Raw genomic sequence first — 18593 nt, 5'->3', positions numbered from 1 at the left:
CTTCTGGTGGGCGGGGTCAGAGCCAGGCGTCGCGCCATTCGGCGGTCAGCCGGGCGGCCGGGGCGTAGTCGCGGGCGCGGAAGAGCACGGGCGTCGAGCCCGGCCGGAGCGGGAACCAGTCCGAGCCGGGCCGCAGCGCGGAGCGGCGGGAGGCGGTGCCCTGGAGGAGGACCGAGCGCGCGTCGGTGTCGATGACCAGGAACTCGCCTTCCTGGAGGGTGAGTTCGAAGGCGAGTTCCTCGCCGGTCGAGGTGTTGGTGATCACCGGCTGGACGCAGGGCCCGCCGATCCGCCACACGGGCGAGGTGGGGACGGTGCCCTGGTTCTCCAGCAGCAGCCGGCCGCCGGAGGAGCCCGATCCGAAGTCCAGGGGGAAGGTGAGCGGAAAGGCGACGCCACCGCTGGAGGAGGGCAGCGGGCAGGTACTGGTGTTGAGCCCGTACGAGTACCGCAGCGGATCCGGCGCGGTCATGGTCAGGGAGAACTCGAAGCCGGACTTGCGGTCGACGATCTTCGTCTCGGCGGTGAGCCTGACCAACGCCCGCCGGGTGCGGTGCGGTTCGGTGACGACGAGCGGCGTGAGCGTACCGCCGTCGGCGAGTACGGCCGCCAGCCGGTCCTTGGCCGCTTCGCGGGCCGCCCGGTCGGGGACCACGGCGGTGCCCTCCAGGGTGATCACGCGGGGTCCGCGGTAGGAGGGGGCGTCGAACGCCCCGTGCCGCTCGGGCCGGTCGGTCAGGGTGAGCCGGACGGGCGGGGTGCCGGCCCAGCCCTGCTCGCTGGTGACCCACCATTCGACGCCGGAGTCGTCGACGGTGTTCCCCGCCCAGCCGTCCACCTCGAACACCGGCTGCTGGAGCTGCCGCCCGCTCATCGCTTGGCCGCCCAGGCGAGTTCACGGGCGGTGATACGGCCGATCTCGTACTCGGACTGTCCGGGACGGGGGTGGACGTTGACGGTGACCGCGGAGGCCGCGGAGGCGCCCCCGACACCGGACCCCGAGCGGGCGGCAGTGCCGGTGAGACCGTAGCCGGGGCCGATGACACTGCGCGCGGTGGCGGTGGCGAGCCGCCCGGCGGCCCCCGCCACTCGGTTCCCGGCGCCTTCCATGCCCAGCGCGAGACCTTCGCCGACGTCACCGCCGAAGCCCATCATCACCTTGGACGGCGACGAGATGCCGAGGATGCTGCGGATGGGCCCGGGAATGGTGTTGATGATGAAGTTCTTCACGGTGTTGAGAAGGGCCGAGGCCGAGTTCTTGATGCCGTTGATCAGCCCCATGACGAGGTCGCCGCCCAAACCCATCAGCCGGTCGGGCAGTTCGGCGAAGAAGCCCCAGATCTTCCCGGGTACCCCCCGCAGAAAATCAACTACGGCGTTCCACTTGTCGACGATCCAGTCCCGCACCGACCCGACCGCCTCTTTGATCCGGTCCCAGTGCTTCACGATCGCCAGCACGGCGATCCCCACCGGCCCGGTGAGAATCGCCACGAGCAACGGCCAGTTGGCCTTCAGCCAATTGACCACGCTCTTCCCGGCATCGATCAGCCAATTGATGGCGACCGACGCCCCTTTCATGACCGTCCCCACCACCTGCCCGATAATCTTGAACGCCGCCTGAACGACGGCCTGCACGGTCTTCGACTGCATCGCCATCTCGACGAGCTTGGTGATGAGCGGCAGGACGAGAGCGAGAATCGCCCCGAGGATGTTGGCTTTCATGGCGGTGTTGAGCCCGCGCTGGGCGGTGGTGGCGGTTCGCAGCCCCTGACTGAACCGCGAGAACAACCCACCCCCCGACGCCGCACTCCGCCCCGCCCGCTGGACATCGGCGGAGGCCCGGGTGGCGGCGGTCCGTACCTGGTTGAGGCCACCGCTCGCCTGGGTGGCAGCGGTCCGCAGCCGGCCGGTGGCGGTACTCGCTTGTGTCGCGGCACTCCTGAGCCGGTTCACCGAACCGGTGGTGCCGGTCGCTGCGGTCCGCAGCCGGTTTCCGGCCGTACTCGTCTGGGTCAGGGCGGTCCGGAAGCGAGTGAGCGCGCCGGTGGCCTGGACCAGTGCGGTTCTCATCTCTGCAACTCCCGCTCGATCCCGCTTATCTGACTGGAAAACGACTTCATCTCGGGGGCGGCCAACTCCACCAGGCGGACGAACCTCACGATGGTCGCCCTGAGTTGCTTCTCCTGGCGCTCCAACTGTTGGACGTTCGGTATGTCCTTACCGCCCTGCCGCTTCTTGGTCTGGTCCGTCGCCGCATCTTTCGAACCTGTCAGCTTCTCGATCCGGTTCTTCGCCCAAGCCGCGCTCTTCTCAAGTTTGACGAGGTCTCTTCGCATCCGGGGCAGACCCGGTTCCTGGTTGAGCAGTTCACGGATCTTGTTCGCTTTGGCGTGGGCGCCGTCCACCTGCTGCTGCATGGCGCCGACGCTCTTCTTCGTCGCCTCTTCGAGGTCCCTGATCCGCTTGAGCATGTTCACCGGGTCGACCATGTCCATGACGGCCTTTTTGGTGTCCGTCTGGCCGGCCAGGTTCAGCGCCTTCAACTGCTCGACCGTGCGCTTGGTCTCCATCCTGTTGAGCGCAAAGTCCTTCAAGATCGCGTCGACCTTGATCACGTCAGCCTGGAGGGCCAGGAAGTTCCCTTCGACCTTGACGAGGTTCCCTGCCAGGTTCAGCCCGGTGAGCTCCGGCTTCACGCCCGTGACCGGCACAGTGTCGGCGACCCATTTGGCGTCCACGGGTTTCTGCGCGGCGTCCTGCTGCGCCTTCCAGGCGGCGATCTCGCCTTGAACCGCCTCCTTGAACTCCGTCGGAACACGCGAGGCGTCCGCGAACTGTGCCTTGAAGCGCGCGGCGAAATTCTCCGTGCCCTCCAGGGTCGAGACCCGAGCGGTCAGCCTCTCGACCAGGACCTTGATGTCCTCAGCCACGCACTGGCTCCTCTCAACTCGGTGAACTCAGGAAGGCCACGATCTGCGCTGCCGACGCCCCTTGCTCCGCAGTCGGCCGAGGTTCCTGCTCAGGGTCCTCGGAACTGCCGTCCCCCGGTCGCGGCACCGGCTCCGGATAAGGCGCCGGCTCCGTGTCCTCGTCCCGGTTGGCTGTCGCGAACATCCAGTTGGCGACCGCGAGCTGGTCGACGACAGCCGCCAGCAGATGGTCCGTGACCGACCAGTCCGCCTGTTCGCCATGGACCGCGCGGGCGAAGGACGAGTCGGCGGGCAGGTGTTCCGTCAGGACGCGCAGGCGGCGGGAGGAGAGGCGGCCCCGGTGCCAGTCGAGGAGGTCGACACCGTAGTGGCGGAGCAGGTCCGCCTCCAGGGCCTCGGCGTGCTCGTCGACCAGCGCGCCGAGGCTCAGCCTTCCCCCAGCGTCATGCCCGTCTCGCTGCCGTACGCCTCCAGGATCGCGGAGACGTCCTGGACGCTGATGTCGTACTTGCCCAGCCGCTCGAACTGCTCGGGCCCGAGCAGCAGCGCCAGCAGGCCGTCGATGTCGTTGTCGTCCAGCGCCGCGATCTGCTTGGCGATGCTGCGCGGGAACTCGGTCGGCAGGTGGAACACATCGCTGTCCACCTCGAACTCCCAGTCCTTCCCGAGGGTTTCGAGACGCTGGGCACGGGCGGCGTTGACATTGAAACGGGCCATGGCGCGTAGGGCTCCTAGCTGGAAAGAACTGGAAGGAAGGGGAATCGGTCAGGCCGCGCTGAAGCTCGGGTCCTTCATCAGGAACGTCGCCAGCGGCGCGTCGTCCACCGTCGCCAGCGCCGTGAAGGTGACGCCCAGCTTCACGGGGGCCGTGCGGACGAGGGCGATCTCCTCCGTCTCGGTGACCTGGCCACGGGCGACGATCATGCGATACGTCACCTCGTCCCCGTCGGTGAACTCCAGCCCGAGCATCCGCTCGTCGAACTTCGGCTCGGCCGCCATCTCGTACTTGTAGAGGCCGGACCCGGTCGCCGTCTCCGTCACCTTCCCGCCGCCGAAGAAGAAGGGCAGGGTGTCCTCGTTCAGCTGAAGCAGCTGGAACTTGAAGCTGAGGTCGCGGTCGGAGTAGACGAACCTCGCCGAGCTGACGCTCTGCCAGGTGTCCACGGGGTCCAGCTTGTCCTTCTTGGAGATCTTCACCCCGTCGGTGGTGGTGTAGCCGAGGTCCTTCCACCCGGCACCCCACGCCGCACCGGTGTCGGCGGGCGGTGCGGTGGCGAGCGGGGCGATCAGGACCCGGCCACTGCCCGCGACCCGGATCTCCTTGGCGTTCGTTCCGGCCATCACTGCTCCTTGGTGGGAGTTGGACATGACGTGCTGCGGCCTGCGGTGCGCACCAGGCGCGCACCAGGCGCTGAGGGGACGTACGAGGGAACCGGCTCAGGCCGGGCGGACCACCAGCCGGGTGGTCGAGACATAGCGGTTGGCGGTGGCGTGCCGATAGTCGGGCAGCCAGCGCGGCCCGTCCTCCTCGACGACGTCCACGACGGTCGCCGCACCGTGCACCGCTCCCCTGAGCTGGAGCATCAGAGCGCGGGCGACGAGGGAGACGGTGTGGGCCGCGGCCTTGGAAGGGCCGTACACCTCGAGATCGACCAGTGGATTGTCGAGCCGGGGATCCTCCGCCCAGGCCCCGCCGACCCGGGAGACCAGCACGGCACGCTGCGAGCCGTCGAACCCGGAGGGCGGCTGGACGTCCACCAGGACGCCGGCCAGCTCACTACGGTCCTTCAGGAGATCGACGACCAGCTGCTCCACGTCCGGAAAGGTGACGTACGGCTCGCTCATCCCCGGAGCTCCGGCTCGCCGTCCCGCTCAGCCTCGAACTCGGCCTCGGCTTCCGCCTCAGCCTCCGGCACGGGCCGCGCGATCACACCGAGCACTCCGCGCGCGGTCGGGTCGTCGACCTCGACGACATCCCCCGGCTCATGCCCGTTCCACCAGTAGGTCAGCTGGATTTTCTGCACAGCGCTTTCCCCCGAGCGTTCGGCTGTACGGCTGTGAAGGAACTGACGGAGGATCAACTTCCGCTGTGGTCAACAACGTTGAGGTCCCCCGGAGCCCCAAATGTAACGGGCACCCCAAGCACAGCGTGAGCCACAGAAGATCTCGAACAGATAACGATGATGAAGAACGTGTGTACGGCACCCATTCGGCCGCACCCCACCTGCGGAAACGCCCACCCCCTCGGACCGTGGGGGCATGACACGGAACAGCTTCCTCTCCGAGGTGAAGGACGCCGTCACCCCAAGAGCCACCCTGCTGGTCATCGGGGTGATCGCCCTCCAACTGCTGTTCATCGCCTCCTACGTAGGCGCACTGCACGACCCGAAGCCCAAGGACGTGCCCTTCGGGGTGGTCGCACCCCAGGTCGCGGCCGAGCAGGCGGTGACCCGGCTGGAGCGGCTGCCCGGCTCACCCCTGGACCCGCGCGCGGTGGCCGACGCGGCGACGGCGCGCGAGCAGATCCTGAACCGGGACATCGACGGGGCGCTGATCATCGACCCGGCGGGGACGACGGACACGCTCCTGGTCGCGACCGGCGGCGGCACTGTCCTCGCCACCGCCCTGGAGACGATCACCACCACCCTGGAGAAGGCCGAGCAGCGCACGGTCAGGGTCGTCGACGTGGCCCCCGCCTCGCCCCAGGACTTCGACGGGCTGTCGTCCTTCTACCTCGTCGTCGGCTGGTGCGTCGGCGGCTATCTGTGCGCCTCGATCCTGGCGATCAGCTCCGGCGCCCGGCCCGCCAACCCGCGCCGCGCGGCGATCCGGCTGGTCGTCATGGCGCTGGTGTCGATCGTCGGAGGGCTCGGCGGAGCGGTCGTCGTCGGGCCGATCCTGGGCGCCCTGCCCGGGAGCGTGGCCGCCCTCTGGGGGCTCGGCGCGCTGATCACGTTCGCCGTGGGGGCCGCCACGCTCGCGCTCCAGGGCGTCTTCGGGATCGTCGGCGTCGGCCTCGCGATCCTCATCGTGGTGATCGCGGGCAACCCGAGCGCGGGCGGCGCCTTCCCGCTGCCGATGCTGCCGCCCTTCTGGCAGGCGATCGGCCCTGCCCTGCCGCCGGGCGCGGGGACGTGGGCGGCGCGCTCCATCGCCTACTTCAAGGGCAACGACACGACGGCATCGCTGCTGGTGCTGTCGGCGTGGGCGGCGGCCGGCATCGCGATCACGATGGCCGCGGCGACGTTCCGCCGGAGGCGGGCGGCAGGCTGACGCAGAAGCCATTGTCAGTCCCGTCTGCCAGCCTGGACACATGCTTCGCACACTCGCCGTCGAGAACTACCGGTCCCTGCGTCGCCTGATCGTGCCCCTGGACAGACTGAACGTGATCACGGGAGCGAACGGCACGGGCAAGTCCAGCCTGTACCGCGCCCTGCGGCTGCTGGCCGAGGCCGCGCGCGGCGGCGCGGTCGCGGCTCTCGCGCGCGAGGGCGGGCTGCCGTCGGTGCTGTGGGCGGGACCCGAGAAGACCAGCCCGGTCAGCCTGCAACTGGGCTTCTCGGGAGACGAGTTCGGATATGCGATGGACTTCGGGTATCCGGTCCCGGCAGGCCCGCCGTCCATGTTCGACGTCGACCCGGAGATCAAGCGCGAGTGCATCTGGAGCGGGCCGGTGCTGCGCCCCGCCGCCGTCCTCTCGGACCGCGCGGGGGCGGCCGTCAAGGTGCGCGGCGCGGGCGGCGGCTGGTCCCGGGTGCACGGGACGCTACGGCCGTACGACAGCATGCTCGGCGAAATGGCCGACCCCCAGCACGCGCCGGACGTACTGGCGGTACGCGAACTCATCAGATCCTGGCGGTTCTACGACCACGTCCGCACCGACGCCCACGCCCCGGCCCGCGCCGCCGTGATCGGCACCCGCACGCCGGTGCTCAGCGGCGACGGCTCCGACCTGGCGGCGGCTCTCCAGACGATCCGCGAGGTCGGTCACCACGAGGCGCTGGACGAGGCGGTCGACGCGGCCTTCCCCGGCAGCCGCGTCGAGGTCATGAACCACGGCGGCCGCTTCGAACTCGCCCTGCGCCAACACGGACTGCTGCGCCCGCTCACCGCGGCCGAACTGTCCGACGGCACCCTGCGCTATCTCCTCTGGGCCGCCGCACTGCTCACCCCCCGGCCACCGTCCCTCCTGGTCCTCAACGAGCCCGAGACCAGCCTCCACCCCGACCTGATCCCCCCACTCGCCGACCTGATCCTCACCGCGACGAAGGACATCCAGATCATCGTCGTCACCCACGCAAGACCACTGGCCGACGCCTTGACCAAGGGCGCGATACGCCATCGCCTGGACGTCAACTCCATAGAGCTGATCAAGGAGTTCGGACAGACGGAGGTGGCGGGCCGAGAGGGCCCACTGGACGAACCGCTGTGGTACTGGCCCAAGCGGTGACGCTCCGCTGGATGTGCCGCGATCTGTCGTCGGTTGTCTGCGGCACCATCGTGGCTGGTCGCGCAGTTCCCCGCGCCCCTTAGGGCGCGAAAGTCCCGCCCCTCGAACAAGGGGCGGGACTTCACGGCGCTACAAAAAACGTCAGCCGATCTCCGTGCCCGTGGCAGACAGCGCCTCGGTCACCGGCTGGAAGAACGTCTCCCCGCCGGACGTGCAGTCACCGCTGCCGCCGGACGTGAGGCCGATCGCCTGGTCGCCGGAGAACAGCGAGCCGCCGCTGTCACCGGGCTCGGCGCAGACGTCGGTCTGGATCAGGCCGTTGACGATGTCGCCGCTGCCGTAGTTCACGGTGGCGTCCAGGCCGGTGACCGTGCCGTCGTGCACCTGCGTGGTCGAGCCGCTGCGGGTGACCTCCATGCCGACGGTGGCCTCGGAAGCGCCCGCGATGGCCTGCGTGGAGCCGTTGTAGAGGTTGACCTCGCTCGGGTGCTCGACGTCGGCCGAGTACTTGACCAGGCCGTAGTCGTTGTCCGGGAAGCTGGAGACCTCGTTGGCGCCCAGCTCGTTGCCGTCCGAGTCCTGCCAGTTCGTGATGCCCTCGGTGCAGTGACCGGCGGTCAGGAAGAACGGCTCGCCGCCCTTGACGACGTTGAAGCCGAGCGAGCAGCGCCCGCTGCCGTCGGTGATGGCGTCACCGCCCGCGATGAAGGGCTTGAACTCACCCTTGGTGCGCTTGAGTTCCGCCTTGGCGCCGAGCCCGTCGACGACCTTGGTCAGCTTGGCCCACTCGGCCTTGGAGACCGTGCGGTCGGCGGTGACGACGACCTTGTTGGTGGCCGGGTCGGTCATCCAGGAGGTGCCCGGGATGGTCGCGTCCTGCTTCAGGGTGGTCCGGGCGCTCTTGAGCTCGGCGAGGGAGTTCGCCACGACTCTGGCCTTGGCGCCGGCCTCCTCGACGGTCTGCGCGGCGGCCTCGTCGAGCACGTTGACGACGAGGCTCTTCGCCTGCGCGTCGTAGTAGGTGCCGGCCGCGTCGGTGCCGAGCGTCTTGCCCAGCGTCGAGGCGAGCTTTCCGGCCGCGGTGACCGAGAGCGTCTCGGGCGCGGAGTTCTCCGTGCTCTCGCTGGCGTTCGCAGTCTGCAAGGTGACACCCGCGGCTACGAGTGCGGCGATGCCCGCACCTGCCACGGCGGCACGCCGCTTGGGTATGCGTCGGTGCTTCAACTTACGTCCTCCTGTGGGGGGTCGGTCCGACAGGCTGTGGGGGCCTGGCGAACCGGAAGGCGTACGGCACGGGGGACGACGTACAGCAAAAAGCGCCGCGTCCGTGCCGGTTGAACAAGGTTCACTATCCCGAGGCTTACAGGGGGCACACAAGGTCGACTTCCGGACGCGCGTAGAACGCGGTTGCACGCCCCTTCGTCTTGACCGTGCACAGTCACCCCTGGTGTGTTCGCGCTGCAAACACTACGAGCGGGTAATTCATGTGCTGTCTGTGAGGACTAGTCCTGTCTTGAAATCGACCCTCCAGGGTCGGGATCCAAGCGCGTTTCGGCGGGCGGCAGTTGTTCCTGCGCCGGCGGCGGGGCCATCGCGGGGGCCGACGGCGCCTGTCCCGGCGCCTTCTCCAGGAAGCGCAGCAGTTCCACCGGGATGGGCAGCACGAGCGTTGAGTTCTTCTCGGCGGCGACCGCCATCACCGTCTGGAGCAGCCGCAGTTGCAGGGCGGAAGGCGTGGCCTCCATCTGCTGGGCGGCCTCGGCGAGCTTCTTGGACGCCTGGAGCTCGGCGTCGGCGTTGATGACCCGGGCCCGCCGCTCCCGGTCGGCCTCCGCCTGCCGGGCCATGGAGCGCTTCATGGTCTCGGGCAGCGACACATCCTTGATCTCGACGCGGTCGATCTGCACGCCCCAGCCGATCGCCGGGCTGTCGATCATCAACTCCAGGCCCTGGTTGAGCTTTTCGCGGTTGGAGAGCAGATCGTCCAGGTCGCTCTTGCCGATGATGGAGCGCAGCGAGGTCTGCGCCATCTGTGAGACCGCGAAGCGGTAGTCCTCGACCTGCACGATGGCATCGGCCGCGTCGACGACCTTGAAGTAGACGACGGCGTCCACCCGCACCGTGACGTTGTCCCGGGTGATGCCCTCCTGCGCGGGCACGGGCATCGTCACGATCTGCAGGTTGACCTTGCGGAGCTTGTCCACGAACGGAACGATCATCGTGAACCCGGGCCCGCGCACATCGGATTTCAGCCTGCCGAGCCGGAACACCACCCCGCGTTCGTACTGTTTGACGACCCGCGCCGCCGACATCACGTACACCGCTCCGACCGACGCGAGCGAGACGCCCGCCGCCACCAGCTCCTCGACCATCACGGCCCCCAGGGTCCGAATCGGGCGCACAAGGTGTGTACTTCGACGGTAATCCGGGATGTTCGCGTTGGGGAGACGGAGGACGCAGGTGGTCGACGGCGTACGGATGCGGGACGGCCGATGGCTGACGGTGGCGGAGCGAGGAGATCCGGACGGCACGCCGGTGGTGCTGCTGCATGGCACCCCGGGCAGCCGCCGGGGCACGGTGCCGGAGGACGTCCTCACCGCGCGCCCCGGCACGCGGTTCATCTTCTACGACCGTCCCGGCTACGGCGATTCGGACCGCCGGCCGGGACGCCGGGTGGCCGACGCGGCCCGGGACGTGGCCAGGCTGGCGGACGCTCTCAAGCTCGACCGGTTCGCCGTCCTCGGCCACTCGGGCGGCGCCCCGCACGCGCTGGCCTGCGCCGCGCTGCTGCCGGCGCGGGTGCGGCGTACGGCGGCGCTCGGGTGCCCCGCACCGCCGAACACCGCTGGACTGAGCTGGTTCGAGGGCATGGCCCTCTCGAAGGTCGAGGACTTCACCCGAGCCCTCACCGATCCGCTGGACCACGCCGACCGGCTGGCCGCGCGCGCCGCCGCCATCCGCAGCGATCCGGCCCAGCTGCTGGTCTCCATCCGCGACGGGCTCACCGACTCCGACCGGCGGATCATCTCGGACCCGGCCATCGGCGACATGCTGCTGCGGGACTACCGCGAGTCGCTGCGCACCTCGGCGTACGGCTGGCTCGACGACGACCTCGCCCTGCTCAGCAGCTGGGGCTTCGACCCGGCGGCCATCACCCGCCCGGTGCTGCTCTGGCACGGCGCCCTCGACACCTTCTCCCCCGTGGGCCACTTCAAGTGGCTCGCGGACCGCATCCCCCGGGCCCGCCCCGTCCTGGACCCGGACGCCGGTCACTTCGGAGCGCTGAAGGCCCTGCCCGCCGTACTGGACTGGCTGTGCGCCACACCGGAGTCCAGGGCGTCGTGATCCTGTGGGCCCGGGCTCCACTCCAACTGCCGTTCCTCTCCCGCATGTTCCCTGCACGACGGCGAGCCCCCGCACGCGGGTGCGTGCGGGGGCTCGCCTGCTGCCGGCTGCAGGTGGTGCCATGGGAGTGCGGTGGTGCGAGGCGGCTGGGTGTATCCGCCGGGCGGTCTAGTAGACGCTGACGCCGTAGGCGCTCAGGGCCTCCGTGACCGGCTGGAAGAAGGTCGTGCCGCCGGAGGAGCAGTTGCCGCTGCCGCCGGAGGTCAGACCGTACGCGGTGCCGTTGCTGCCGTAGAGCGAACCGCCGGAGTCGCCGGGTTCGGCGCAGACGGTGGTCTGGATCAGGCCGCCGACGACGTCGCCGCCGCCGTAGTTGACGCTCACATTGAGGGCGGTGACCCGGCCGCTGTGCGTACCGGTGGTGGAGCCGTCGCGGATGACGGTGGTGCCCACGCTGGGCGTGGCCGCGCGGGTGATGTCCACGCCGTTCGCGGTGCCGGGACGGCTGACGGACCCGGAGTAGCGCACGATGCCGTAGTCGTTGCCCGGGAAGCTGGAGCCGGCGGTCGAGCCGATGACCGTGGTGCGGCCGGAGTTGGAGTACCAGGTGCCCGCGCCGTCGGTGCAGTGACCGGCGGTCAGGAAGAACTGCTGGCCGCTGCTGTTCTGGACGTTGAAGCCGAGCGAGCAGCGCCAGCTACTCGCATAGATGGCGTCGCCGCCTTGGATGAACTTCTGGAACTTGCCCGGGGCGTGCTTGATGGTGAGCGCGGAGGCGTTGGCGCCCGCCTGCTCCTTGATCTTGGCTATCTCGGCCTTGGAGACCGTGCTGTCGACGGTGACGACGACCCGGTTGGTCTTCGCGTCGACGGCCCAGGCGGTGCCGGGGATGTCAGCCTTGAGCACCGAGGAGCCGGCGCTCTTGAGCTGGGAGGCGCTGAACGTGGTGGGGTCTGCGGCGTTCGCGTTGGGGATCGCGATCGCGGCTGCGGCCACGAGACCGGTACTGACGGCGATCAGCCGGGTCCGTCTCTGAATACCGCTGCGGGGGGTGGTGCGCTTGATCCTCACTTTTCGTTCCTCCACATGGGAAGTTGGGGGCCCGCGTGGGGTCGGGGCCCGTGAGGCGCAGTCAGTGGCCCGAATGTCCGGATTCCGAACATGCCGTGCCCCTGACAAGCGCTGGAGGGAGTATTCGGCCGAACGACCGGTTGACGCAAGGGTGCCTTTCGGCCGTCAACCATTGAACGATCAGTGAAGGTGTGCGCCCCGATCGGCCTGAGCCTCCGTCAGAACCGAGACGAGCGGCCCGTTGTAACGCGCCGATGGGACCATCGCTGTTCACCCGTACGCCCCGCCGCTCACCCATACGACGCGAACAATCATATTTCACTCACAGTCAGCAGCACTGTCCGGCAAGACCCTTGGGGGACCAGGGCTCTCGACGAATTCGCTGTGCACCAGTACCGTCACAAACCCCCCGCGCGGCGTCTATCCACTTGGCGCGACGTCCGCATCATGGATGACGATAGGGATGCGGAAAGCAAAACAGACCGCTGTGAGAGGAGGCGTCCATGGGATCGGTACGCAAGGCGAGTGCCTGGCTTGGCCTCGTCGACGACAACGATGACGAGCGTTACTACGACGACGACTACTCAGAAGGGACCGAGCCCGGGGAGGCCTGGGTCACCGACCCGCGGGTCAAGGTGGCCTCGGACGTGGCGGTCGAGAAGGGCCGCCGGATCGGCACCGTCACTCCGGACAGCTTCCGGGACGCGCGCGCCATCGGCGAACTGTTCCGCGAGGGTGTCCCGGTCATCATGAACCTCACGGCCATGGAGCCGGGCGACGCCAAGCGCGTGGTCGACTTCGCGGCGGGCCTGATCTTCGGTCTGCGGGGTTCGATCGACCGGGTGTCCAACCGCGTGTTCCTGCTCAGCCCGGCCGACACGGAGATCGTCAGCGGGGAGCCGGCGGCACACCGCGCCGACGGTTTCTTCAACCAGAGCTGAGGCAGGGCCGCCCGTCGGCCCTGCCCGCTCCGCCGGGCCCTTACCGGAACGCGTCGAGTCCGGTGAGCGCCTTGCCCAGCACGAGCTGGTGCATCTCGACGGTGCCCTCGTAGGTGAGCACCGACTCGAGGTTCGTCGCATGCCGCATGACGGGGTACTCCAGGGAGATCCCGTTGGCCCCGAGGATCGTCCGAGACGTACGGCAGATCTCGATCGCCTCTCGTACGTTGTTGAGTTTGCCGAAGCTGACCTGCTCGGGACGCAGGCGGCCGGCATCCATCCGCCGCCCCAGATGATGGGCGAGCAGAATCCCCTTGTGCAGTTCGACCGCCATGTCGGCGAGTTTGGCCTGGGTGAGCTGGAATCCCCCGATGGGCCGCCCGAACTGCTCCCGCGTCCTCGCGTACTCCACAGCGGTCTCGAAACACGACCGCGCCGCCCCCATCGCCCCCCACACGATGCCGTAGCGCGCGTGGGAGAGACAGCTGAGGGGGCCGCGCAGACCGGTGACGTCCGGCAGTACGGCGTCGGCGGGCAGCCGTACGTCTTCGAGGACGAGTTCGCTGGTGACGGAGGCGCGGAGCGACCACTTGTGCTTGATCTCCGGAGCGGAGAAGCCGGCGGTGCCGGTGGGGACGACGAACCCGCGGATCCCCTCCTCGGTCTGCGCCCAGACGACGGCGACACCGGCCACCGACCCGTTGGTGATCCACATCTTGCGCCCGTTGAGGACCCAGTCGCCGCCATCGCGCTTGGCGTGCGTGCGCATGGAGGCGGGGTCGGAGCCGTGGTCGGGTTCGGTGAGACCGAAGCAGCCGATGACCTCGCCGGATGCCATACGGGGCAGCCACTGCTGCTTCTGGTCCTGAGAGCCGAACTTGTGGATCGCGTACATGGCCAGGGAGCCCTGCACGGACACGAGGGAGCGGATGCCGGAGTCGGCGGCCTCCAGTTCCAGGCAGGCCAGCCCGTACTGCACGGCACTCGCACCGGCGCAGCCGTACCCGCTGAGGGACATGCCCAGGGCCCCGATCCCGCCGAGTTCACGGGCCAGTTCCCTTACGTCAGGCAGCTCGCCCTTCTCGTACCAGTCCGCGACATACGGCAGGACCCGGTCGGCGGCCCATCTGCGCACGGTGTCGCGGATCGCGAGGTCCTCCGGGTCCAGCAGGTCGTCGATGCCCAGGGGGTCGGCGGGATCGAACGGGGGCAACGGCATGGGACACCCTCCGGATAATTAACTAGCACCGGTAGTTACGGTACCCGGGGTTCGCCGTCACACCGAGACGCGGGAGTCGGCGACTTCCCGAGGACCGGGAAGCTCCACGGTCGCCGCCGCCTGCTCGCACTGCATGACCCGCGGCAACCGCAGCGCCATCACCGCGCCCAGCACCAGCAGCCCCGCGCTCACCAGCAGCGTCACATGCAGCCCGTGCACGAAGGAGTCCTGGGCGGCGCGGCGCAGGGCGACTCCGGCTGGGCCGCCGAGACGGTCGGCGACCTCGTAGGCCTCGCCCAGCGAGTGCTCCGCCGCGGCCGACGCCCGCCCCGGAACCCCCGGCACGGACGACAGTCCGGGCGCGTACGCCGCGTTCATCACGCTGCCGAGCAGCGCGATCCCGATCCCGGCACCGAGCTGGTACGACGTCTCGCCGATCGCGGCGGCGCCGCCCGCCTGTTCCTGCGGAGCCTCGCTCAGCATCGACTCGTACGCCCCGAACAGCGTCGTCTCCAGGCCGAAGCCCAGCAGCACGAACCCGAACAGCAGCAGGCCGGGGTTGTCCTCGCCGCCCATCGCCATCAGCGTCAGCACCGCGACCGCGGTCAGCGCGAACCCGGCGCACACCACCCGCCGCGGCCCGAACCGGCGCAGCATCCGCGCCCCGGCGAGCCCCGCCGCCATCGCGGCGAACGTCAGCGGCAGCAGCCGTAGACCGGTCTCCAGCGGGGAGAGCTCCAGCACCAGCTGCAGATACTGCGCCGCGATCAGCTCGAGCCCGACCAGCGCCAGCATCGCCAGCACGATGCAGCCCACGGACGTGCTGAACGCGGGACGGGAGAACATCCGCAGATCGACGAGCGGATGCTTGAGCCGCCGCTGCCGCCGTACGAACAGGACGAGCAGCACGGCGCCCACCACCAGCGGCAGCGCGGTGGCCCCGTCCACTTCGCCGCCCCCGAGCCGCTTGACGCCCAGGACGACACCGAACAGACCGGCCGCCGCCATCAGTGCGCCGACGACATCCCAGGGCCCCCTGCCGTCGCCCTTCGACTCGGGCAGCAGCAGGCGTCCCACAGGGAGGCTGACCAGCATCAGCGGGATGTTGACGAGGAAGACCGAGCCCCACCAGAAGTGCTCGAGGAGGAAGCCGCCGAGCAGCGGTCCGACCGCCGCGCCCACCGCGGCCACCGCGCTCCAGATGCCGATGGCGAGGGCCCGCTCACGCCGGTCGGGGAAGACCTGGCGGAGGATCGACAGGGTCGCGGGCATGATCATCGCGCCGCCGACGCCGAGCAGCGCCCGCGCGGCGATCAGCACCTGCGCGGTGTCGGCTAGGGCCGCCATGGCGGAGGCGACGCCGAAAAGCCCGTATCCGAGGAGCAGGACCCGTCTGCGGCCCACCCGGTCGCCGAGCGTGCCGAAGAGGATCAGCAGCGAGGCGCAGACCAGCGGATAGATGTCGACGATCCAGAGCAGTTCTATTCCGCCGGGCTTGAGGTCCTCGGTGACGGCGGGCACCGCCACGTGCAGCACGGTGGCGTCGACGGCGACCAGGAGCAGGCTCACGCAGAGGACGACCAGGACGACCCAGCGGTTTGCACCGGCCCCGGCCGCCCGACGGCGCAGCGAGGCGGCCGTGGTCGTCCCGGACATGTACGTACCTCCCAGATGTTCCCTCGCGTTCGGCGGGCACACGGGGTGGGGCTCCCCGTGACTCGGCCGGAGAGGAGCGGTGGTCTCCGGCCCGCGCAACGAATGGCGAGTGACACGTCAATGTACGCGAGAACGCGCCGGTCCTGCGTGGCGGACCTCTCACGGGTCTGATGGAACCTGTGTGGCGTACGCCACTCCACCTGCCCTCCCCCACGGAGCGCGGGCCGATCGGGTTCCGGGGGCCGTCGATAATCGGACCCGTGACCGATCTTGCGACGCGCGTGGCACCGGCCGGACTCACGGGGACGGCCCGGGCCCTCCTCGGGTACGCGGCCGTCCGCGCCCTGGGCCTGCTCGCCCTCGCCCTGTGGAGCACGGCGCGCGACAAGAGCGCGTACACCCTGCTGACCGCCCGCTGGGACTCCCTCTGGTACACGAGGGTCGCCGAGCTGGGGTACGGCTACGAGGTCCGCCTTCCGAACGGCGACATCCACTCCAACCTCGCCTTCTTCCCGCTGCTGCCCTGGCTGGAGCGGCTGCTGCACGCGACGACCCCACTGTCGTACACGGGCGCCGGCTTCCTCGTCGCCGTGCTGGCCTCGCTCGCCGCGGCCTGGGGGATCTACGCGGTCGCCGACCATGTGTACGGCCCGCGCGCGGGGTTCTGCGCGGTGCTCCTGTGGGCCGTGCTGCCCGTCGGGATCGTGCAGTCGATGGCGTACAGCGAGTCACTGTTCACCGCGCTCGCCGCCTGGTCGCTGTACGCCGTCCTGACCGGCCGCTGGCTCACGTCCGGCACCCTGGCCCTGCTGGCGGGCCTGACCCGCCCGGTGGGCCTGGCGGTCGTGGCGGCGGTATGGGCGGTCGGGATCGCCTCTTTCGTACGACACCGAAGCGTGGCGCCCGACGAGGGCGCACGCAGCCCGGAACGCGCCCCCTCCCTTGCCCCCGGTACACCGGAGAGCGGCGCGTCCGCGTGGCGACGCGCCCTCGGCATGCTGCTCGCGCCCCTCGGCGCCGCCGGGTACGTCCTGTGGGTGGGCCACCGCACCGGCAAGGGCCCGCTCGGCTATCTCGACGTCCAGGCGGGCTGGCGCAACGGCTTCGACGGCGGCTGGGCCTTCGCCCGATTCGTCGCCGCAAAGTTCACGTCGTTTCCGTCGGCCGTGGCCGGGGTGGGGCTGATCGCCGGCGTGGGCCTGGTCGTCTGGCTGTACGTCGTCTGTGTGCGACAGCGCCAGCCGCTGCCGCTGCTGGTCTACGCGGGTGTCGTCACCGCGCTGGCGCTGTGCGCGTCGAGCTACTTCGGCTCGAAACCGCGCCTGCTCATGCCCGCCTTCCCTCTGCTGCTGCCCCTCGCCCTGGCCCTGGCCCGGCTGCGAACCACCAGGTCGGCGCTGGTGCTGGGCGCTGTCGCGGTCGGCTCGGCGGTGTACGGGGCGTTCTGGCTGAACGGCTCCGGTCCGCCCTGACAGGTCGCCGCCGAGCCGCCGAGCCGCCGAGCCGCCGAGCCGCCGACGGAGGGTGAGCTTCCGGAGAATTCCCGGCCATCACCCGGTGAACGGCTTTATAAGCAGAGCAAAACCTGACCCCTGAAGTGATCAAAGGAATTGAAGGGAAGGGCCACTGGGGATTGCCGAATCCTCGGAAATAAACCCCGCCCTGAGAGCTTTCCCACATCACATCGTCATTACAAAGGGCTAGCTTCTGCGGGTAACTCCACTCACTCCCTGTAACGTCGATCGTGTGCGTACCGAACCAAAGCCGAGCCGGCTCGACCGGATCTTCGCCCGGCTGGACCGTGAACCGGAGCGGCCCGTCCTAGACGTGCCCCGGATGACGCGGCACCGGGTGGTCCTTTTCGGCGCGACGCTCGCCTTCTACCTCACGATCGTTCTGGCGGTCGCGCTGACCTCTTGGCTGGTCCGGTTCGACTGGCAGGCGATGCTCTTCCGGCCGTACCAGCAATGGCCGGAGATCCACGCCTTCCTGGACTACTGGGTGGTCCTCGGCCAGCGCGGTCCGACGGCTGTGATGGTCACGGCCTGGCTGGGCTGGCGCTCCTGGCGGCAGCACACGCTGCGCCCGCTGCTGGCCTTCGGCGCGGCCGTACTGCTGCTGAACATCACGGTGGCCGTGGTGAAGTACGGCCTGGGCCGCTCCGGTCCGCACTACGCGACCGACATCGGCTCGAACGAGATGTGGCACTGGTTCCAGGCCGGCAGCGACATATTTCCTTCGGGACACACCGCGAACGCCGTGGTGACCTGGGGAATCCTCTCCTATCTGGCCGCCACGCCGCGGGCCCGGCGCTGGCTGTCGGCCCTGTCGGCCGTGGTGTCGCTCAGCGTCGGCCTGACCACGGTGTACCTGGGTACGCACTGGCTGAGCGATGTGGTGCTCGGCTGGGCCGCGGGTCTGCTGATCCTGCTGGCGCTGCCGTGGTTCGAGCCGCTGGTCGCCCGCGCCGAGGCCGAGATCTTCGATCTGCGCGACCGCTGGCGCTCCCGCCGCGCCGCCCCGGCGACGGTCCCGGCGACCCCGGTCGAGGTGCCGGTGGCGCTCAAGCCGCGTACGTCCGCCCAGGACGAGCCCGCCGCGCCGGAGCCGGTGTCCACGGCCCCGTCGCCGGTGTCCGCTGTCTCGACGGCGCCCGAGCCGGTCTCCACTGTCTCCATGGCGCCCGAGCCGGTCTGCACGGCGCAGGAGCCGGTCTCCACGGCGCAGGACAACCCCGTCTCCACGGCCCACACGCCCAAGGCGCTCCATCTGGCGCCGGGCCCGCACACGGCCCGCTCGGACCGCACACCGGTCACTCCGGTCGGCAGCCGCCGCCCGCCGCAGGCGGACCGCGTCACCCGCGGCACAACCACCTCGGCCCACCCCATCGCGGGCGGCTGAGCGCACACAGCACGACGGCCCTGGTTTCCCGCGTCCGATGCGTCGGATACGGGAAACCAGGGCCGTCGCCGTTTTTCGTT

The 18593-nt window shown here is 69.7% G+C and carries 18 protein-coding genes; 6 read left to right on the top strand and 12 right to left on the bottom strand.

Going from position 1 to position 18593, the window contains the following annotated elements:
• Positions 1-16: 16 nt before the first annotated feature.
• The 7 genes from KCH48_RS15895 to KCH48_RS15865 all read right to left on the bottom strand — a co-directional run bounded on the left by KCH48_RS15895 (position 17) and on the right by KCH48_RS15865 (position 4954).
• Complete coding sequence (locus tag KCH48_RS15895) at positions 17-874, bottom strand: phage tail domain-containing protein (RefSeq protein WP_210574675.1); 858 nt, start codon at positions 872-874, stop codon at positions 17-19.
• Positions 871-2070 carry a hypothetical protein gene (locus KCH48_RS15890; protein WP_210574674.1) on the bottom strand — a complete coding sequence of 400 codons (1200 nt, stop codon included), beginning with the start codon at positions 2068-2070 and terminating at the stop codon, positions 871-873. The genes KCH48_RS15895 and KCH48_RS15890 overlap by 4 nt, the downstream gene beginning before the upstream one ends.
• Entirely contained in the window at positions 2067-2930 is an 864-nt protein-coding gene (locus tag KCH48_RS15885; protein WP_210574673.1) for a hypothetical protein, read from the bottom strand. The genes KCH48_RS15890 and KCH48_RS15885 overlap by 4 nt, the downstream gene beginning before the upstream one ends.
• A 426-nt stretch (positions 2931-3356) precedes the next feature.
• On the bottom strand, positions 3357-3647 hold the full coding sequence (locus KCH48_RS15880; protein ID WP_210574672.1) for a hypothetical protein: 291 nt from the start codon (positions 3645-3647) through the stop codon (positions 3357-3359).
• Positions 3648-3695: 48 nt separating this feature from the next.
• A complete protein-coding gene (locus KCH48_RS15875; protein WP_210574671.1) occupies positions 3696-4271 on the bottom strand; it encodes a phage tail protein in 576 nt (191 codons plus the stop codon).
• 96 nt (positions 4272-4367) lie between these two features.
• The gene (locus tag KCH48_RS15870) at positions 4368-4775 is read right to left on the bottom strand and encodes a hypothetical protein (protein WP_210574670.1); all 408 of its coding nucleotides are present in this window, start codon (positions 4773-4775) and stop codon (positions 4368-4370) included.
• Positions 4772-4954: a hypothetical protein gene (locus KCH48_RS15865; protein ID WP_210575061.1), complete on the bottom strand. Its 183-nt coding sequence runs from the start codon at positions 4952-4954 to the stop codon at positions 4772-4774. Before KCH48_RS15865 ends, KCH48_RS15870 begins: the two co-directional genes overlap by 4 nt.
• 235 nt (positions 4955-5189) lie before the next feature.
• Between KCH48_RS15865 and KCH48_RS15860 the strand changes: the two genes are divergently transcribed.
• The gene (locus KCH48_RS15860) at positions 5190-6203 is read left to right on the top strand and encodes a DUF3533 domain-containing protein (protein ID WP_210574669.1); all 1014 of its coding nucleotides are present in this window, start codon (positions 5190-5192) and stop codon (positions 6201-6203) included.
• A 40-nt stretch (positions 6204-6243) separates the two neighbouring features.
• On the top strand, positions 6244-7380 hold the full coding sequence (locus KCH48_RS15855; protein ID WP_210574668.1) for an AAA family ATPase: 1137 nt from the start codon (positions 6244-6246) through the stop codon (positions 7378-7380).
• Positions 7381-7521: 141 nt separating this feature from the next.
• Here KCH48_RS15855 and KCH48_RS15850 read toward each other — a convergent pair whose 3' ends face one another.
• A complete protein-coding gene (locus tag KCH48_RS15850; RefSeq protein WP_210574666.1) occupies positions 7522-8604 on the bottom strand; it encodes a S1 family peptidase in 1083 nt (360 codons plus the stop codon).
• Between the two features lie 278 nt (positions 8605-8882).
• Entirely contained in the window at positions 8883-9752 is an 870-nt protein-coding gene (locus tag KCH48_RS15845; protein WP_210575042.1) for a slipin family protein, read from the bottom strand.
• Between the two features lie 88 nt (positions 9753-9840).
• Between KCH48_RS15845 and KCH48_RS15840 the strand changes: the two genes are divergently transcribed.
• Complete coding sequence (locus KCH48_RS15840; protein WP_210574664.1) at positions 9841-10725, top strand: alpha/beta fold hydrolase; 885 nt, start codon at positions 9841-9843, stop codon at positions 10723-10725.
• Positions 10726-10893: 168 nt separating this feature from the next.
• On the opposite strand, the gene KCH48_RS15835 is transcribed toward KCH48_RS15840, so the two are convergent.
• On the bottom strand, positions 10894-11796 hold the full coding sequence (locus tag KCH48_RS15835; protein WP_210574662.1) for a S1 family peptidase: 903 nt from the start codon (positions 11794-11796) through the stop codon (positions 10894-10896).
• Between the two features lie 503 nt (positions 11797-12299).
• Between KCH48_RS15835 and KCH48_RS15830 the strand changes: the two genes are divergently transcribed.
• The gene (locus tag KCH48_RS15830; protein ID WP_210574660.1) at positions 12300-12737 is read left to right on the top strand and encodes a cell division protein SepF; all 438 of its coding nucleotides are present in this window, start codon (positions 12300-12302) and stop codon (positions 12735-12737) included.
• Positions 12738-12777: 40 nt separating this feature from the next.
• On the opposite strand, the gene KCH48_RS15825 is transcribed toward KCH48_RS15830, so the two are convergent.
• Together KCH48_RS15825 and KCH48_RS15820 are read right to left on the bottom strand one after the other, a co-directional pair.
• Entirely contained in the window at positions 12778-13956 is a 1179-nt protein-coding gene (locus KCH48_RS15825) for an acyl-CoA dehydrogenase family protein (RefSeq protein ID WP_210574659.1), read from the bottom strand.
• Positions 13957-14013: 57 nt separating this feature from the next.
• Positions 14014-15612 carry an MFS transporter gene (locus KCH48_RS15820; protein ID WP_210574658.1) on the bottom strand — a complete coding sequence of 533 codons (1599 nt, stop codon included), beginning with the start codon at positions 15610-15612 and terminating at the stop codon, positions 14014-14016.
• A gap of 260 nt (positions 15613-15872) precedes the next feature.
• On the opposite strand from KCH48_RS15820, the gene KCH48_RS15815 reads away from it, so the two are divergent.
• Positions 15873-17084: a mannosyltransferase family protein gene (locus KCH48_RS15815; protein ID WP_307840892.1), complete on the top strand. Its 1212-nt coding sequence runs from the start codon at positions 15873-15875 to the stop codon at positions 17082-17084.
• A gap of 274 nt (positions 17085-17358) precedes the next feature.
• Positions 17359-18513, top strand: a complete 1155-nt coding sequence (locus KCH48_RS15810; RefSeq protein ID WP_210574656.1) for a phosphatase PAP2 family protein — start codon at positions 17359-17361, stop codon at positions 18511-18513.
• The last annotated feature ends 80 nt before the right edge of the window (positions 18514-18593 follow it).

This window comes from Streptomyces sp. GESEQ-4 (genome assembly GCF_017948455.1).
Classification (GTDB): domain Bacteria; phylum Actinomycetota; class Actinomycetes; order Streptomycetales; family Streptomycetaceae; genus Streptomyces.
The sequence above is the reverse complement of the archived record's forward strand: the minus strand, read 5'-3'. Positions and strand labels throughout refer to the sequence as shown.

Excerpts from the sequence above, each read along its gene's own strand:
- KCH48_RS15895 (WP_210574675.1), bottom strand. The coding sequence starts at position 874 with ATGAGCGGGCGGCAGCTCCAGCAGCCGGTGTTCGAGGTGGACGGCTGG.
- KCH48_RS15890 (WP_210574674.1), bottom strand. The coding sequence starts at position 2,070 with ATGAGAACCGCACTGGTCCAGGCCACCGGCGCGCTCACTCGCTTCCGG.
- KCH48_RS15880 (WP_210574672.1), bottom strand. The coding sequence starts at position 3,647 with ATGGCCCGTTTCAATGTCAACGCCGCCCGTGCCCAGCGTCTCGAAACC.
- KCH48_RS15875 (WP_210574671.1), bottom strand. The coding sequence starts at position 4,271 with ATGGCCGGAACGAACGCCAAGGAGATCCGGGTCGCGGGCAGTGGCCGG.
- KCH48_RS15870 (WP_210574670.1), bottom strand. The coding sequence starts at position 4,775 with ATGAGCGAGCCGTACGTCACCTTTCCGGACGTGGAGCAGCTGGTCGTC.
- KCH48_RS15860 (WP_210574669.1), top strand. The coding sequence starts at position 5,190 with ATGACACGGAACAGCTTCCTCTCCGAGGTGAAGGACGCCGTCACCCCA.
- KCH48_RS15855 (WP_210574668.1), top strand. The coding sequence starts at position 6,244 with ATGCTTCGCACACTCGCCGTCGAGAACTACCGGTCCCTGCGTCGCCTG.
- KCH48_RS15845 (WP_210575042.1), bottom strand. The coding sequence starts at position 9,752 with ATGGTCGAGGAGCTGGTGGCGGCGGGCGTCTCGCTCGCGTCGGTCGGA.
- KCH48_RS15830 (WP_210574660.1), top strand. The coding sequence starts at position 12,300 with ATGGGATCGGTACGCAAGGCGAGTGCCTGGCTTGGCCTCGTCGACGAC.
- KCH48_RS15825 (WP_210574659.1), bottom strand. The coding sequence starts at position 13,956 with ATGCCGTTGCCCCCGTTCGATCCCGCCGACCCCCTGGGCATCGACGAC.
- KCH48_RS15820 (WP_210574658.1), bottom strand. The coding sequence starts at position 15,612 with ATGTCCGGGACGACCACGGCCGCCTCGCTGCGCCGTCGGGCGGCCGGG.